We start from the raw sequence: 17410 nt of genomic DNA, 5'->3' as shown, positions 1-17410 counted from the left end.
TTACATTAAGGCTCGGTAGCTCAGTCGGTAGAGCAGAGGACTGAAAATCCTCGTGTCGGCGGTTCGATTCCGTCCCGAGCCACCATTTTAACAAAATATGCCGGCTTAGCTCAATTGGTAGAGCAACTGACTTGTAATCAGTAGGTTGGGGGTTCAAGTCCTCTAGCCGGCACCATGTAAGTTTCGGAGGGGTAGCGAAGTGGCTAAACGCGGCGGACTGTAAATCCGCTCCTTCGGGTTCGGCAGTTCGAATCTGCCCCCCTCCACCATTTTTACATAGGGGCATAGTTTAAAGGTAGAACTGAGGTCTCCAAAACCTCCAGTGTGGGTTCAATTCCTACTGCCCCTGCCAAATATATACACAACATGGCGGTTGTGGCGAAGTGGTTAACGCACCGGATTGTGGCTCCGGCATTCGTGGGTTCAATTCCCATCAGTCGCCCCATTTTTATTTTTAAAAATTACAAATAAAATAATGGATACTTACATATAATTAAGTAAAACTTCGGTGGGCTATAGCCAAGCGGTAAGGCAACGGACTTTGACTCCGTCATGCGCTGGTTCGAATCCAGCTAGCCCAGCCATTTTTGCGGAAGTAGTTCAGTGGTAGAATACAACCTTGCCAAGGTTGGGGTCGCGGGTTCGAATCCCGTCTTCCGCTCCATTTTAACTTCATATGGCGGCATAGCCAAGTGGTAAGGCAGAGGTCTGCAAAACCTTTACCACCGGTTCAAATCCGGTTGCCGCCTTTATTTTATGCCGATGTGGCGGAATTGGCAGACGCGCACGACTCAAAATCGTGTTCCTTCGGGAGTGTCGGTTCGACCCCGACCATCGGTATCGGTGACTTAAAAAAGACTCTAACAGAAATGTTAGGGTTTTTTTTGTTAAATTATGCTATGTGATGCTAAATTTCGTAATAAACTTAGGAATTCATGTATAATATAACTTGTCGAAAGAACAAAATGATAGTGATTTATATTATGTCTGTAATATGAATCAAAAATGAACTTTTTATATTTCTTTTAAAAATGTGTTGAATACACATTATATTTTATATTAATATTTTTATGTAGATTTAAAACGGGAAAGAGAGTGGAAAGTATGGGCCGTAAATGGAACAATATTAAAGAAAAAAAAGCATCAAAAGATGCAAATACAAGCCGTATATACGCGAAATTTGGACGTGAAATTTATGTGGCAGCAAAACAAGGCGAGCCAGATCCAGAATCAAACCAAACGTTAAGAGTTGTATTAGAACGTGCGAAAACATACAATGTGCCAAGAACAATTATTGACCGTGCGGTTGAAAAGGCAAAAGGCGGTTCAGAAGAAAACTATGACGAGCTTCGTTATGAAGGCTTTGGACCAAACGGATCTATGGTAATTGTAGATACACTGACAAATAACGTAAACCGTACTGCAGCAGATGTACGAGCTGCATTTAGCAAAAACAGTGGTAACATGGGTGTAAACGGTTCTGTGGCTTACATGTTTGATGCGACAGCTGTTATCGGTCTTGAAGGTAAAACATCAGATGAAGTTCTTGAAATTTTAATGGAAGCAGATGTAGATGCACGTGACATTCTAGAAGAAGGAGATTCTGTTATCGTTTATGCTGAACCTGATCAGTTCCATTCAGTACAATCTGCACTTAAAGGTGCTGGTGTTGAAGAATTTACAGTTGCAGAATTAACAATGCTTGCACAAAGTGATGTAGAACTTCCTGAAGATGCTCAAGTACAATTTGAAAAAATGGTTGATGCATTAGAAGATTTAGAAGATGTACAGCAAGTTTACCACAACGTAGACTTAGGGGAATAATATAAGACAGAAGACCCTTTCCTTTAACGGACAGGGTCTTTTTTTTATGAAGTTAATTAATAAGATGATGAATTATTAAAGGTGTATTGTTGTAGAGAGGGAATATGGTTATAGGGTGTATATGAAATAATCGTATTTCTAGGAGGTCTTAATGTGGAACATAAAACACCAAAGCATATTGTTGCCGTAGCAGGATATTTAACAAATGAAAAAAATGAAGTGTTATTAGCTAAAGTACATTGGCGAGCTGATACGTGGGAGTTGCCAGGAGGGCAGGTAGAAGAAGGAGAAGCACTCGATCAAGCTGTTTGTAGGGAGATGCTTGAGGAAACGGGCTTAACGGTGAAGCCACTTGGAGTTACAGGCGTTTATTATAATGCTTCTATGCATATTGTAGCTGTTGTTTTTAAAGTAGCATATGTTAGTGGTGAAATAAAAATTCAACCTGAAGAAATACAAGAGGCTAAATTTGTTGCTTTAAACGAAGAGAACATTGATGAGTATATAACGCGTCCTCATATGAAATCAAGGACACTTGATGCGATGAAAGCAATGCATTTCATTCCATACGAAACATGGGAAGTTCAGCCATATAATCTTATAGGAAGGCTGTAAAGTTTAGGTTAGTTATTTGAGGATAGCTCAAATTGCTGACCTTTTCTTTATGTATACTGTTTCAGAAAAAGGTCACAATAATAAAGTGTAGGCTAATAATTAGTGAAGAAAGTAGGACTACCACCTAATTTCCTAGCTTTAGCCAAGTTTTAAGGGAGAAGTCTTACTGCCCACAAATAGCGAGATAATCCGAAAGCTAGTATTGATTTACGGAACGTTTGTTCTGTATAATAGTGATATATCGTATATAATTAGATTGCTAGATGTTTAAAAGAATAAATGTATAAACTGATATAATAAAAGAATAAAGTGAAATTAAGGAGAGTCCTATTTCCTATGAATAGTGTGATAAGGAAATATATATTCAACATTTCATATGAATAGTAGATAAAAAGGGACTGTGATACAATACATTTTTACACCTTACAATGTTGTAAGGTAGGTGTAAGAGAAATCGATGGGATATTCTTTTACAACAAGGTATTCTTAAATTAAGAGTTATATGCTGTGTGGAAAAGAGGTGTTCGAAATGAAAGAACGAGTATTATCTAGAGTGAATTATCATCAAAAAGTTGCATTAAATCCATTAACTAAATTTCTTTATAAAGCCATTATATTATTATTATTGTTAAGTTTTGCATTATTATTCGTTGGAAATGTAATGATTGAGCGAAGTGATATTAGTAAATTACATGTACCCGCTAAGTTAGAGGTGCCAGAATCATTAACACACGCATTTATTGCGACGGAAGATAAAAGGTTTTATCATCATAACGGTTTAGACTATATAGCAATTATTCGAGCTTCTATTGAAAATATAAAAGCTGGTGGTGTTGTGCAAGGAGGAAGCACGATTACACAGCAGCTATCTAAAAATGCTTTTTTATCTAATGAACGTACATTTTCTCGTAAGTGGAAAGAAATTTTTTATACGAAAAAGATTGAACGTACATTCACAAAGGATGAGATTTTAAAATTATATGTGAGTAATATTTACTACGGAGAAGGAGCATGGGGAATTGAAAAAGCAGCAAACCTTTACTTCGGTAAAAAGGTGGATCAATTAACGTTGGCTGAAAGTGCAATGATGGCTGCTGTAGTAAAAGCACCGGCTTATTACTCACCTGCACAAAATTATGATAAAGCAGTTGAGAGACGGAATGTAGTTTTAAGGCTAATGGAGAAAGAAGGGTATATAAATCATGATGAATATGTGCAAGCAGTTAGTGAGAAATTAGTAATTCGTCATGATATAAAAACAGAGCAATCCATGTTAAAAAATGCCCGTGAAAAAGCAGTAAGTTAAAAGAAGTTCCTACATAGGAGCTTCTTTTTTTGAATAATTTGTGACAAAAGACGACACAATATCGTCACAAATGTTGTATTTTTGTAATTTATGTGAGCGTGTTCATTGCGTGACCTATGCAAGTATTGATATTATGTGTATTGTGTACAATGATGTATACAGAATATGAAATTAAAGAGGAATGTATATGAAATCATCAAACAAACTCATGGTTCTTGGTATAGTTTTTTCTATCGCAGTATTGATTGTAATCGGGACGATTGTGTATAGCATCATAAATGACAAGAAAGATAAAGGGAATGAGATGTTTGCTTATTCTACGCAACAATCTTTAGGGAAAGATGATGCTCCAGTTAAGGTAGTTGAATTTGGAGACTTTAAATGTCCTGCTTGTCGTACTTGGGATGTCACGGTATTACCACGATTAAAAGAAGAGTATATTGATAAAGGTAAAGTGCAGTTATATTTTATTAACTTCCCGTTTATCGGAAAAGACTCTGATTTAGGTGCAGCTGCCGGTGAAGCAATTTATAAACAAGATCAAGATTCATTCTGGATTTTCTATGATGAGATTTATCAAAATCAAAAGAAAGATACGGAAGAATGGATTACAGAAGAATTACTTCTTAATATTGTGAAAGATAAGCTTCCGAAAATTAATGTAGAACAGTTTAAAAAAGATTTACACAGTAAAGAAATGAAAGACAAAGTACGTAAAGATTCAGATCGTGCTCAAAAATTAAAAGTTCAAGGTGCTCCTTCAGTATATATAAATGGGAATCTTGCAAACCCTGATTTCGATAGTATGAAGAAGGCGATTGATAAAGAATTGAAAAAGTGATGAGGTATCTCATCACTTTTTCGACTTTTTTCGATAAATTTCTTGCTTCGATTTTTTTTACATGCTATACTACGTTACATAAGTTATTTCAATATCTTATATTTATTTCATATTTGCGGGTGTAGTTTAGTGGTAAAACAAGAGCCTTCCAAGCTCTGGTCGAGAGTTCGATTCTCTTCACCCGCTCCAAATTTTATTTAATATTTTTCTAATAAATTGTGATCAACGCAGTGTTTCGTTTCTAAGATAAACGAAGCATTGCGTTTTTTAATGTTTGAAAATCATAATTGTATGCGAAAATAGAAGTGGAGAATATTATTCCAAAAGTGAATTGATAACCAATATAGTCGTTACATAAGGGATGGATTCATCGGAGGAGGCGATCGAAAATGGACTTTGAACAATTAAAGCAAGATGTAATTGCGTATAGTAAAACGATTGGTATAGATAAAATAGGTTTTGCCAGTGCTTCACCATTTGAGGAATTAAAGCAGCGTCTAATCCAGCAACAACAATTGAATTATCAGTCTGGATTCGAAGAGCCTGATATAGAGAAGAGAACGAATCCACAGCTATTGTTACCTGGTGCGAAATCGATCATTGCGATTGCTTTAGCATATCCTTCAAAATTAAAAAATGCACCATTAAGTAAACGAGGAGAACGACGTGGGATTTTTTGCCGTGCTTCTTGGGGCCAAGATTATCACCTTGTTTTACGAGATCGTTTGCAAAAGTTAGAGGCGTATTTAATCGAAAAACTTCCGGATATAGAAGTGAAATCAATGGTTGATACAGGTGAGCTAAGTGATCGAGCTGTTTCAGAACGTGCCGGTATTGGATGGAGCGGTAAGAACTGCGCTATTATTACGCCAGAATTTGGTTCGTATGTATACTTAGGAGAAATGATTACAAATGTTCCATTCCCTCCTGATCGGCCAATAGAAGATCAATGTGGAAGTTGTACGAAATGTATTGATATTTGTCCTACAGGTGCTTTAGTACAAGGCGGCCAGTTGGACTCGAAGAAATGTATTGCATTTTTAACACAGACAAAAGGATTTCTGCCTGAAGAATATCGCGATAAAATAGGAAATCGTATATATGGATGTGATACGTGTCAGACTGTTTGTCCGAAAAATAAGGGAATTGATTTTCATAACCATCCTGAAATGGAGCCTGATCCTGAATTAGTTAAACCGTTATTAACACCACTTTTAACAATTAGTAATCGTGATTTTAAAGAAAAATATGGGATTATGTCTGGTTCATGGAGAGGTAAAAAGCCATTGCAACGAAATGTTATTTTAGCACTTGCACATTTTAAAGAAACAGCAGCAATTCCTGATTTAATCGGTGTTATGAAAGATGATCCAAGACCAGTACTTCGGGGAACAGCAGCATGGGCACTTGGGAAAATTGGTGGAGATGGAGTAGGAGAAGCGATTGAAAAGGCGATGGAACGTGAGAAGGATGAAGAGGTTCTTCATGAAATGAATCGTGGACTTGAATTGTTAGCACAGAAAAAAGAGTAGATAATATCTCCCTTTTTCATATTGTAATATGGGAGGGAGACTGAATGGTTGTAAAAGTGAGTATTGAAAAGCAAGTGCAACAGTTTTTAGCATATATAACAGAGAAACGAACAGATGTAGATGGTATTGCAGTAGATTTGTTACAAATGGTACAGAGAAAGAAACAATTGTTTCAAAAGCGTAGTGCAGATATAGTGAAAGCAACTGCAGATATTTCTTTCATTAGACAATTAAATAGTAATGAGCATCAAGAAATTGATTATCAAATACACTTGAAATATTTAATTAAGCATAAAGAATTATTTTATATCGAAGAGGAACAATTAAAACGACGAGTTTGTTTAAAAAATAGTTGTATCATAGATGATTATGCTCTTGAAGTGTCAGAAGAAATAGGAATAGGTGAAACGTTAGAACGGGAAGTCACGAAAGAAAAATACGGTTCATATCAATATAATCGTTTAGAGGCAGTGAAATATGCAGAGCGTTGGTGGGATGATCGCAATCCTGCATACCGTAATTTTCCTGATAATTGTACAAATTTCATTTCACAATGTCTGCACACTGGAGAAGTACCAATGAATGGACATCCTAACATTCGTAAAGGGTGGTGGCAAAGGGGAAACCAGTGGAGTTGGAGCTGGGCTGTAGCACACTCTTTTTATTGGTATTTGTCAGGTGCTACAACAGGGCTTCGAGCAGAAGCAGTAGAAAAGCCAGAAGACCTTATTCTGGGCGATGTAATTGCGTATGATTTTGAGGATGATGGTAGGTGGAATCATACGACAATTGTAGTAGCAAAAGACGCAGATGGTATGCCGCTTGTAAATGCACATTCAGCGAATAGCCGCAGGCGTTATTGGAACTATGAAGACTCTAGTAAATATACACCACAAATGAAATATAAATTCTTTCATATTATTAATGGGTAGAGATTTTTCGTCCAAGTGGTATAATACGTAGTAGACAAAAAATAGAGGTGAATATCGCGTGGGAGTACATGTTGTTTTATATCAACCAGAAATTCCAGCAAATACAGGGAATATTGCACGTACTTGTGCAGCAACTGGAACAGAGTTACATTTGATTAGACCGCTTGGATTTTCAACGGATGACAAAATGTTAAAGCGTGCAGGACTAGATTATTGGCAGCACGTAAAAGTTACGTATTATGATTCAATCGAAGAGTTTTATGAGAAAAATAAAGATGGTGAATTCTTCTATTTAACAAAGTATGGCGAGAAAGCTCATACAGCATTTGATTATAGCAAACGTGAGAAGGATTACTATTTCGTATTTGGAAGAGAAACAAATGGATTACCAGCTAATGTAATTGAAGAAAACTTCGATCATTGTTTACGTATTCCAATGACGGATAAAGTACGTTCATTAAATTTATCTAATACAGCAGCAATTTTAATTTATGAAGCGTTCCGTCAACAAAATTATCCAGGATTAGATTTAGAAATCGTTTATTAAAAGTCGCCATTTGGCGACTTTTTTATTTTTCAAAAAAATATGTAATCATACATTTTAAAAAAGGTACATATTCATATAGAATGAGATATATGAATAAAAATAGATAAGACGGGTTGAGATAAATATGAAGGAACAATATAATAATCAAAATACCTTTTTAAGTATGATAGATATGGATTTAGTAAGACAGGGACTGTTACATGCTATTCAAGATTTAGTGTTTATTGTGAAAGTTATTGATGATGAAACTTTTAAATATATTTATGTGAATAAAATAGGAATGGATCACGCCAGGCTAGGGAAAGAATGTTATGGAAAAACTTTTGCAGAAGTATTACCAGAAGATACCGCAAGGTTATTACAAGGACAATATGCAAAAGTAATGAGAGAAGCGAGAGCAAATACATTTTGTGATGTAATTAGTTTGCCAACTGGTGATATACATTATGAATCTTCACTTAATCCAGTATACGATGTAAATGGAACATGTCAGTTTATTATTTGTATTACTAGAGATATTACAGCACAGGTTAAGAAAAAAGCGGAAATAGAAGAAAAACAAATGTTATTTAAGTCATTACTAGAATATAATAATGATTCCATTGTATCTGTAGATTCTATTGGAAGAATTACATATGCAAATCCAGCAACTTATGAAATTTTTGGGTATCGATATGAAGAGTTAAAGGACAAATTTATTTTTCAGTTTATAAATAAAGAGTATGAAAAAACTTTTCAAATTATATTTAAGAATGCTTTACAGGGAAAAGCAAAACAAATTGTTGCAAAGAAATATGTTCATAAAGAAGGATATGAACTTTATATTTCTGCGAGGACTATCCCCATTATTGTGAATAGTGAAATCGTCGGGGTGTACATTGTTACGAGGGATGTTACGAGGCAAGTATTAAATGAGATGAAAACAGAGTATTTGGCTTACTTCGATCAGTTAACGGGGTTAATGAATAGAATATCATGTACAAATAAACTAAATGAATTTTTAGATGATAATAAAGAATTTGCATTGGTTTTTATAGATTTGGATGAATTTCACCTTATTAATGATACATTTGGTTATAAAGAAGGGGATCAAGTATTAAAAAAAGTTACTGAATGCCTACGGGAACTAAAAATAGAAGATATGCATTTATTTAGAGAACATGATGATCAATTTGTTATGTTAATAGAAAATATAACGAAAGAATGCGTAGAGGAAGTTGCACAAACAATATTAAAAAAAATTAGTGAGCATTTTGTAATAGAAGAAGAGGATGTTTATTTGAGTGCATCAATTGGGATTATAATGGCCCCAGAAGATGGAATGGATGAAAAAATGCTTTTCCAAAGAGTCGACGCAGCTTTGGAAAAAGCAAAGGAAAAAGGAAAAGGGTATTATCATTTTTATTGTAGTGGATTAGATTGTGAACGTGAAAAAAGGTTTATAATGGAGAATCAGTTACAGCGTGCTATAGGGAAGAATGAATTTTCCCTATATTATCAACCTCAAATTAATATTGAAACGGGAAAGATAGTCAGTATGGAAGCCCTAATAAGATGGGAGAATAAGGAGCTAGGTTTTGTCTCGCCAAATCAATTTATCCCACTTGCTGAAAGAACAGGATTTATTATTAAACTTGATGAATGGGTAGTACATCAAGTTTGTGAGCAAATACGTGAATGGTTAAATAAAGGATATGAAGTTGTACCAATTGCAGTTAATATTTCAGCTAGACATTTTCGTTCTATTACATTAATAGAGATGATTACACGCGCTTTAAATAAGTACGATGTCCCTCCTCATTTATTAGCAATAGAAGTTACAGAAGGGGCTCTTATACATAAAGATTTATCGAAAAGAGTGTTATTGCAGTTAAAAGAACAAAATTTAAAGATTCATTTAGATGATTTTGGAACGGGATATTCATCTTTAAGTTATTTAAAAACATATCCGATTGATACGTTAAAAATTGATCGTTCTTTTATGGAAGGTATATATATAGATGAAAGAGATACGAATATTACGGCTGCAATTATTCATTTAGCACATACTCTAGGGTTAAATGTAATTGCAGAAGGAGTAGAAAAGGCGGAACAAATACAGTTTTTAAAGGAAAAGAATGTAAAAATTGTACAAGGTTATTTTTATAATCGCCCTTTATCGATATACGATGTGGAAAAGATTTATTTTAAATAGTGTATAAAAAACAAGAAAAAAAGTGATGTGCTGAAAAGCACATCACTTTTTTTGTGTACCTGGTTTATCGTTATAACCAGATGTGAAAATAGCTGTAAGAAATGTGAGTGATACACCTAAAATTAATAATAACTTCATACTAATTTCCTCCTTGCTTTTTCGGTTTACGAATCCTATTTGTGAATCGAAATGTATGTAAGGTTCCTAGAAGAAAAGAATTTATTTACAATGAATAGCAGCGTGAAAACTTTAATACCTTTATTATACAGAATTTTCTTTGAATTTTGGAGAGAATTTTATAGCGCTATTATATATTTCGTTTTGATTTAAAGAATGTTTAAGGACATCCTAGCATACCTTTTATAATAATCCGATTGAACAAGGAGATGGGGGAGGAGCTATAATGGATATTCTAAAGAAAATTGAACAATATCGGGAAGCAGAAGAACGTTTACAATGGGAAGGTACGTTTGCGGAGTATTTGGAACTTGTGAAAGAAAGACCATGGGTGGCTCAAACAGCACACTCTCGCATTTACAATATGATAAAAGATGCTGGAATTGAAGAAGTTGATGGTAGAAGAAAATATAACTTCTTTAGTAATCAGCTATTTGGATTAGAGGATGCTTTAGAACGCCTTGTGGAAGAATATTTTCATCCATCTGCAAAACGATTAGATGTTAGGAAACGTATTTTGTTATTAATGGGGCCTGTTAGTGGAGGGAAATCAACATTAGTTACGATGTTGAAACGAGGATTAGAAACATATTCACGAACAGATCGTGGAGCAATTTTTGCAATAAAAGGCTGCCCAATGCATGAAGATCCACTTCATTTAATTCCGCAGCATTTACGGAATGATTTCTTTGATGAGTATGGAGTAAGAATTGAAGGGAACTTATCACCATTAAATGTTATGCGTCTAGAGCAAGAATACGGGTCAAGGATTGAGGATGTAGTTGTAGAGCGTATTTTCTTCTCTGAAGATCGCCGTACAGGAATTGGTACATTTAGTCCTTCAGATCCAAAATCACAAGATATTGCCGATTTAACAGGTAGTCTAGACTTTTCTACAATTGCAGAATACGGTTCGGAATCAGATCCTCGTGCATATCGATTTGATGGAGAATTAAATAAGGCGAACCGCGGCATGATGGAATTCCAAGAGATGTTAAAATGTGATGAGAAATTTTTATGGCATTTACTATCGCTTACACAAGAAGGGAATTTTAAAGCAGGAAGATTTGCGCTTATTTCAGCAGATGAATTAATTGTAGCGCATACAAATGAAACAGAGTATCGCTCATTTATAGCAAATAAGAAAAATGAAGCATTGCATTCACGAATTATTGTAATGCCGGTTCCATATAATTTACGGGTTAGTGAAGAAGAACATATTTATGAAAAAATGATTCGTGAAAGTGATGTGTCCAATGTTCATATTGCACCACATACACTTCGCGTTGCAGCAATGTTCACTATTTTAACTCGTTTAAAAGACCCGAAGCGTCCAGATATTGATTCAATTAAAAAGATGCGTTTATATGATGGAGAAACGGTAGAAGGATATAATACGATTGATGTAGAGGAGCTGCAACGCGAATATCAAGATGAAGGTATGAAGGGGATTGACCCTCGTTATGTCATTAACCGAATTTCTTCTACAATTATTCGAAAAGAGGTACCATCTATTAATGCACTAGATGTACTGAGATCGTTAAAAGACGGATTGGATCAGCACCCGTCAATTAGTAGTGAAGACCGAGAACGCTATATGAATTTCATCTCATTATCGAGAAAAGAATACGATGAAATTGCTAAGAAAGAAGTACAAAAAGCGTTTGTTTATTCATACGAAGAATCAGCTAAGACACTTATGGATAATTACTTAGATAACGTCGAAGCGTACTGCAATAAATCAAAATTACGTGATCCGTTAACGGGCGAAGAAATGAGCCCAGATGAAAAACTTATGCGTTCGATTGAAGAGCAAATTGGAATTTCAGAAAATGCTAAAAAGGCATTCCGTGAAGAAATTTTAATTCGCATTTCTGCCTATGCACGTAAAGGGAAACGCTTTGATTATAATTCACACGAGCGTCTTCGTGAAGCAATTCAGAAAAAACTATTTGCTGATTTAAAAGATATAGTGAAAATTACAACATCAACGAAAACACCAGACGAAAATCAGCTTAAGAAAATCAATGATGTTGTTGCACGCTTAATTGATGAGCATGGCTATAATTCTTCATCTGCGAATGAATTGTTACGATATGTAGGTAGTTTGTTAAATCGATAGTTTGATAACAAAACGCTGTCTCTTATTCTTGGGACGGCGTTTTGTTATCTATTGATATTTGTAAAAAATGTCATAGCTTGTCCGAATATAATAAATTAAGATGCAATTTTATGAATTTCTTGTCAATTATTTTTACAATATGCATATGATAGAGTAACCAACCATTCATACAAAAAAGCCAACACAATACAATATGTTGCAAAACGAAAATGTGTGCAACAATGCATTGTGTTTCTTTCTTATCAACGGCTGAATATTTCTTTATATTATGTGAGTGGAAAAATTTGTTTAAGATGCTCGGAGTATTGTATGGAAAATGCTATATATGTTTATGGGATGATTTTCGATGGACAGTTACTTTTCAAATATTCTAGCTTGGCACATTACAGAACAAAATGTATAGATTGCTGTTCATAGAGGAAGGCAATTACAGTAAGGAGGGAAAGGAATGGGCGAAGAAAATCAACCAAATTATACGATTTCACAGGAAAACTGGTCCCTCCATCGCAAAGGATATGACGACCAACAACGCCATCAAGAAAAAGTACAAGAGGCAATTAAAAATAATTTACCCGATCTTGTAACAGAGGAAAGTATTGTTATGTCTAATGGCAAGGATGTTGTGAAAATACCGATTCGTTCTTTAGATGAATATAAGATTAGATACAATTATGATAAAAATAAGCATGTCGGGCAAGGAAACGGTGACAGCAAAGTTGGTGATGTCGTTGCGAGAGATGGATCAGGTGGTCAAAAGCAGAAAGGACCAGGAAAAGGGCAAGGGGCAGGAGATGCAGCTGGAGAAGATTATTATGAAGCAGAAGTCTCAATTTTAGAACTAGAGCAAGCGTTTTTCAAAGAGTTAGAGTTACCTAATTTAAAGAGAAAAGAAATGGATGAAAATCGGATTGAACACATTGAATTTAACGACATTAGAAAAACCGGATTATGGGGAAATATTGATAAAAAACGAACGATGATATCCGCATATAAACGAAATGCAATGCGTGGTAAAGCATCCTTCCATCCAATCCACCAAGAAGATTTAAAGTTCCGTACTTGGAATGAAGTGTTAAAGCCAGATTCAAAAGCTGTTGTATTAGCGATGATGGATACGAGTGGATCGATGGGGATATGGGAAAAGTATATGGCACGTAGCTTCTTTTTCTGGATGACAAGATTTTTACGCACAAAATATGAATCCGTAGACATTGAGTTTATTGCCCATCATACAGAAGCAAAAGTCGTCACAGAGGAAGAGTTTTTTTCAAAAGGAGAAAGTGGCGGAACGATATGTTCTTCTGTATACAAAAAAGCACTTGAGTTAATCGATAATAAATATTCACCAGATCGCTATAATATTTATCCATTCCATTTTTCAGACGGTGATAATTTAACATCAGATAATGCGAGATGCGTAAAGCTTGTGGAAGAGTTGATGAAGAAGTGTAATATGTTTGGGTATGGGGAAGTGAATCAGTACAATCGCCACAGTACACTCATGTCAGCATATAAAAATATTAAAGATGAAAACTTCCGATACTATATTTTAAAACAAAAAGCAGATGTATTTCATGCGATGAAGAGCTTTTTTAAGGAAGAATCAGGAGAGAAAATGGCATAACCCCTTGTAAAAGGGGTTATTTTTTATTGTACATAAAATTTCAATTGACAATGATAATGAAAATCATTATCATTCTTTAGTAGAGGTTATTATATTGTAATTAACAGATATAAATAGTAGAGGAGATCTTAAATTGAAAAAAAATAAAAGAAAACATATAAATGCACTTATAGTAGCAGCGGCATTGTCCATTCCATTTGCTGCGTATTCTACACCAGCGTTGGCGGCAGTAGCAATTGAAGCGAATAAAGCGGGACATACTTTAGAAAATGGTACGTATGATGCTGTCATTAAAGCATATAAAGATAAAACAAATGAAGAATCGATGGCCACTGTTTATATAAAAAATCCTAAATTAACAATTGAGAATGGAAAGAAAATTGTAACGGCAACATTAAGTGATAGTGATTTCTTCCAATACTTGAAAACAGAGGATATTCATACTCCTGGTGTGTTCCATGATGTGAAAGTAATATCAGAAGATAAAAAGAAAAATGGGACGAAGGTTATTCAATTTGAAGTTGGGGAATTAGGAAAGAGATATAATATGCAAATGCATATTTTCATTCCAACAATGGCATATGAAAATAAATATCAAGTACAGTTTGAAGTGAACACGCTGAATTTAGAAAATACTGTTCCAAAAGAGCAAAATAAAGATGACAAAGTAGAACAAGATGAAAGTGCAAATGTAGTAGTAGATAAGCAATTGCAAAAACATATCAATAAATATAACTTAGGTAGAGATAATTTAGATGCGCCAATAACAAAGAAAGATTTATTACAAGTGAAATCTTTAATCGTAGTTGAGGCAAAAAGTAAAGGAATAAAAGATATAAGCGGTTTGGAATATATGACAAACTTAGAAAACTTAAAGTTAGAGGAAGTTAAGTTAGAAAACATACAATTTATCTCGAAATTGAGACAATTGAAGTCAGTCAGTATAACTTATAGCGAACTCGAAGATATTGGGCCTTTGGCTGAATTAGATCATATTGAGACTTTAAGTTTAAGAAATAATAAAATTTCGGATTTAACTCCTTTGAGTAAAATGAAAAATGTAAAAATATTAGATGTAAATAGTAATCATATAAAAGATATTAAGCCGTTATTTACAGTGACATCTTTAAAGACTTTAAGTGTAGCAAATAATCAAATTAGTAATGATAACCTTAAGGGCATTGAGCAATTAAAAAATGTGAAGCAACTCTCACTAAGTAATAATGGACTTACTAATATTGAGCATATTACCGCAATGAAAAAATTAGGGGACTTAGATCTTTCTAAAAATGAATTAGAAAATATAACACTTTTATCAAAGCTGTCTACGATACATACGCTTAATTTAGAGGAAAACTATATTTCTGATATAACACCACTTAGTAAATTGACAGGATTGTATAATTTAAAACTAGGATCGAATGAAATTCGTGATGCAAGACCAGTTCAAGAGTTAGGAAAAAGGATGTATATCGATATTCAAAGGCAGAAAATCTTTTTAAATGACTCACAAGTAAACGATGAAGTTAAAATACCTGTATATGATTTAAATGGAGAAGTTCTCGAGACTGTTAGAATGAAGAGTGAGGGTGGAACAGTTAGTAACGGTACAATAAAATGGAGTACGTCAGGTGAGAAAATGTATGAATTTATGTTAGACATAAATCCTGATGAAAACCGTATAAAGTTTAATGGGACAGTAATTCAAAATGTCGTTGAGAAGTTGGAAGAAGTAAAAGAACCGGCAAAAGAGGATAAGGGACAAAATGAAAATGTGATACTCGATAAGAGTTTACAACAGCATATTAACAAAGATAATTTAGGTAGAGAGAATCTCAATGCCCCTATTACAAAGGAAGATTTATTACAGATTAAAACATTAAAGGTACTTGAAGCAAAAGGTAAAGAGATAAAAGATGTAACGGGTTTAGAGTACATGACGAATTTAGAAAGCTTAACTTTAGAAGGAGTGGGCTTGAAAAATATAGAATTCATCTCGAAATTGAAGCAATTGAAAGATGTAAATTTATCTTATAATCAAATTGAAGACATTGGACCAATATCTAACTTGGGACATATTGAAAAATTGAATTTAAGCAATAATAATATAAAAAATATTAAACTGTTATTTACAGTATCCTCATTAAAAAATTTAGCACTATCAAATAATCAAATTAGTAATGTTGATCTTCAAGGAATAAATCAGCCAGATCATTTGGAGGCACTATTCGTAAATAATAATGCAATTAGTAGTCTGGAAGCGATTAGTGAGATAAGTAACTTGAATAAACTTGAAATTGTAGGAAATAAAGTAGAAGATACAACACCGTTATCGTCACTGAAAAATTTACAGTGGCTAAATCTTTCAGATAATCGTATTAAAGATGTATCGGTTCTTGGTTCAATGCTAGATTTACTTAGCTTGAAATTAGCTGGAAATGAGATTCGTGATATAAGGCCGCTAATACAATTAGGTCAGTGGGGAACAGTTGATGTTAGAAGGCAGAAAATCATTTTAGATGATATAGAAATAAACAAAGAAGTGAAAATACCTGTATATGATTTAGAAGGAGAACGAATTGAAAAGATTACGCTAAAAAGTGAAGGTGGAACGCTTACTGATGAGGGAATCATTTGGAGCACTCTAGGAGAAAAAATATATGAATTTGATTTAGATGCAGATCATTATGAGACGCACATATTATATAGTGGAATCGTCGTACAGAATATAGTAGAAAAATTAATACCGAAAGAAGAAGTAAAAGAACCAACAAAAGAAGTTGAAGAACCGAAAGAAGAAACAAAAGAACCAGCAAAAGAAGTTGAAGAGTCGAAAGAAGAAGCAACAGAAGTTGAAGGATTGAAGGAAGAAGTAAAAGAACCAGCAAAAGAAGTTGAAGAACCGAAAGAAGAAGTAAAAGAGCCAGCAAAAGAAGTTGAAGGAACAAAAGAAGAGGTAAAAGAACCAGCAAAAGAAGTTGAAGGATCGAAAGAAGAAGTGAAAGAGCCAACAAAAGAAGTTGAAGAATTGAAAGAAGAAATAAAAGAGTCAACAAAAGAAGATAAAGAAGTAGAAAAAGTAACAAAATCAGTTGAAGAAATAAAAACAGAAAATCAAGCAATAAAAGAAGCTTCAATAGGGAATCAAAGGATAAAAGAGAACACAGTGAAGAGCCAAATTGAGAATAAAGAAGACGGAAATAAACAGTCCCTGGCTGCAACGGGCGGGCAAACAAATACGGCTTATATCCTTTCCGGATTAGCATTCGTTCTGTCATCGTTAAGTATGTTTGTATTTAGAAAGAAATTGTTTAAGAAATGACTTTAAATTAAATACCGTTAAATTTATTTATCAGGTTAATTAATTATATTTAGATTTTTCTCCGATAAGACATTATCATAGCAATTTCATTCTGAAATATGCTTATGGTAATGCCTTTTTTTATGAAAGAGAGTTAAAGTTATTTCATTATGTAAAAAGGAAATGAATAAAAGAAATGTAAATGTATTAGGGAGGGGGATTGGTTATGCATATTAATTTCATTTCAAAGGTTGAAGAGGTTGCAGCATTTATTGCGAAAATGAATAAATCGGTTACGCAACATGTTGGATATTGCGGGGACAATCAGGAGGAAATATTGTTTGCAGTGCTATACAGTAGATTAAATAATAGCAAAGCACCTCTTTAATTAAGAA

12 protein-coding genes and 10 tRNA genes are annotated in these 17410 nt (G+C 34.1%); all 22 read left to right on the top strand.

Going from position 1 to position 17410, the window contains the following annotated elements; genetic code table 11:
- Nucleotides 1–9: 9 nt before the first annotated feature.
- The 22 genes from FT637_RS18900 to FT637_RS18795 all read left to right on the top strand — a co-directional run bounded on the left by FT637_RS18900 (nucleotide 10) and on the right by FT637_RS18795 (nucleotide 17403).
- Nucleotides 10–85, top strand: a tRNA-Phe gene (locus FT637_RS18900).
- A gap of 14 nt (nucleotides 86–99) precedes the next feature.
- Nucleotides 100–175: transfer RNA gene (locus tag FT637_RS18895), tRNA-Thr, on the top strand.
- A gap of 10 nt (nucleotides 176–185) precedes the next feature.
- Nucleotides 186–269 (top strand) — tRNA-Tyr (locus FT637_RS18890).
- A gap of 9 nt (nucleotides 270–278) precedes the next feature.
- A tRNA-Trp gene (locus FT637_RS18885) sits at nucleotides 279–352 on the top strand.
- Between the two features lie 17 nt (nucleotides 353–369).
- Nucleotides 370–445: transfer RNA gene (locus FT637_RS18880), tRNA-His, on the top strand.
- Between the two features lie 64 nt (nucleotides 446–509).
- Nucleotides 510–584: transfer RNA gene (locus FT637_RS18875), tRNA-Gln, on the top strand.
- Nucleotides 585–589: 5 nt separating this feature from the next.
- Nucleotides 590–664, top strand: a tRNA-Gly gene (locus FT637_RS18870).
- A 14-nt stretch (nucleotides 665–678) separates the two neighbouring features.
- A tRNA-Cys gene (locus FT637_RS18865) sits at nucleotides 679–749 on the top strand.
- A 9-nt stretch (nucleotides 750–758) separates the two neighbouring features.
- A tRNA-Leu gene (locus FT637_RS18860) sits at nucleotides 759–840 on the top strand.
- A 264-nt stretch (nucleotides 841–1104) separates the two neighbouring features.
- Nucleotides 1105–1824 (top strand): YebC/PmpR family DNA-binding transcriptional regulator, encoded by a 720-nt coding sequence (locus FT637_RS18855; RefSeq protein ID WP_193647609.1) that lies wholly within the window; start codon nucleotides 1105–1107, stop codon nucleotides 1822–1824.
- Nucleotides 1825–1977: 153 nt separating this feature from the next.
- Entirely contained in the window at nucleotides 1978–2439 is a 462-nt protein-coding gene (locus tag FT637_RS18850; protein WP_193647608.1) for an NUDIX hydrolase, read from the top strand.
- Nucleotides 2440–2968: 529 nt separating this feature from the next.
- Complete coding sequence (locus FT637_RS18845; protein WP_002113878.1) at nucleotides 2969–3745, top strand: transglycosylase domain-containing protein; 777 nt, start codon at nucleotides 2969–2971, stop codon at nucleotides 3743–3745.
- A gap of 187 nt (nucleotides 3746–3932) precedes the next feature.
- Entirely contained in the window at nucleotides 3933–4586 is a 654-nt protein-coding gene (locus FT637_RS18840; RefSeq protein ID WP_193647607.1) for a DsbA family protein, read from the top strand.
- A gap of 115 nt (nucleotides 4587–4701) precedes the next feature.
- Nucleotides 4702–4775: transfer RNA gene (locus FT637_RS18835), tRNA-Gly, on the top strand.
- A 200-nt stretch (nucleotides 4776–4975) separates the two neighbouring features.
- On the top strand, nucleotides 4976–6118 hold the full coding sequence (gene queG / locus FT637_RS18830; protein WP_193647606.1) for a tRNA epoxyqueuosine(34) reductase QueG: 1143 nt from the start codon (nucleotides 4976–4978) through the stop codon (nucleotides 6116–6118).
- Nucleotides 6119–6162: 44 nt separating this feature from the next.
- Nucleotides 6163–7050, top strand: a complete 888-nt coding sequence (locus tag FT637_RS18825) for an amidase domain-containing protein (RefSeq protein ID WP_193647605.1) — start codon at nucleotides 6163–6165, stop codon at nucleotides 7048–7050.
- 58 nt (nucleotides 7051–7108) lie between these two features.
- Nucleotides 7109–7597 carry a tRNA (uridine(34)/cytosine(34)/5-carboxymethylaminomethyluridine(34)-2'-O)-methyltransferase TrmL gene (gene trmL, locus FT637_RS18820; protein ID WP_000538149.1) on the top strand — a complete coding sequence of 163 codons (489 nt, stop codon included), beginning with the start codon at nucleotides 7109–7111 and terminating at the stop codon, nucleotides 7595–7597.
- Nucleotides 7598–7721: 124 nt separating this feature from the next.
- Nucleotides 7722–9791: an EAL domain-containing protein gene (locus FT637_RS18815; protein ID WP_193647604.1), complete on the top strand. Its 2070-nt coding sequence runs from the start codon at nucleotides 7722–7724 to the stop codon at nucleotides 9789–9791.
- 403 nt (nucleotides 9792–10194) lie between these two features.
- A complete protein-coding gene (locus tag FT637_RS18810) occupies nucleotides 10195–12090 on the top strand; it encodes a PrkA family serine protein kinase (RefSeq protein WP_193647603.1) in 1896 nt (631 codons plus the stop codon).
- Between the two features lie 448 nt (nucleotides 12091–12538).
- Nucleotides 12539–13714 carry a sporulation protein YhbH gene (gene yhbH, locus FT637_RS18805; RefSeq protein WP_193647602.1) on the top strand — a complete coding sequence of 392 codons (1176 nt, stop codon included), beginning with the start codon at nucleotides 12539–12541 and terminating at the stop codon, nucleotides 13712–13714.
- A 133-nt stretch (nucleotides 13715–13847) separates the two neighbouring features.
- The gene (locus FT637_RS18800; protein WP_193647601.1) at nucleotides 13848–17036 is read left to right on the top strand and encodes a leucine-rich repeat domain-containing protein; all 3189 of its coding nucleotides are present in this window, start codon (nucleotides 13848–13850) and stop codon (nucleotides 17034–17036) included.
- Between the two features lie 205 nt (nucleotides 17037–17241).
- Nucleotides 17242–17403 (top strand): hypothetical protein, encoded by a 162-nt coding sequence (locus FT637_RS18795; RefSeq protein ID WP_227493858.1) that lies wholly within the window; start codon nucleotides 17242–17244, stop codon nucleotides 17401–17403.
- Nucleotides 17404–17410 lie beyond the last annotated feature (7 nt).

This window comes from Bacillus cereus (genome assembly GCF_015071065.1).
GTDB classification, from domain to species: Bacteria; Bacillota; Bacilli; order Bacillales; family Bacillaceae_G; genus Bacillus_A; species Bacillus_A cereus_BA.
This window is presented reverse-complemented; position numbering and strand designations above follow the sequence as displayed.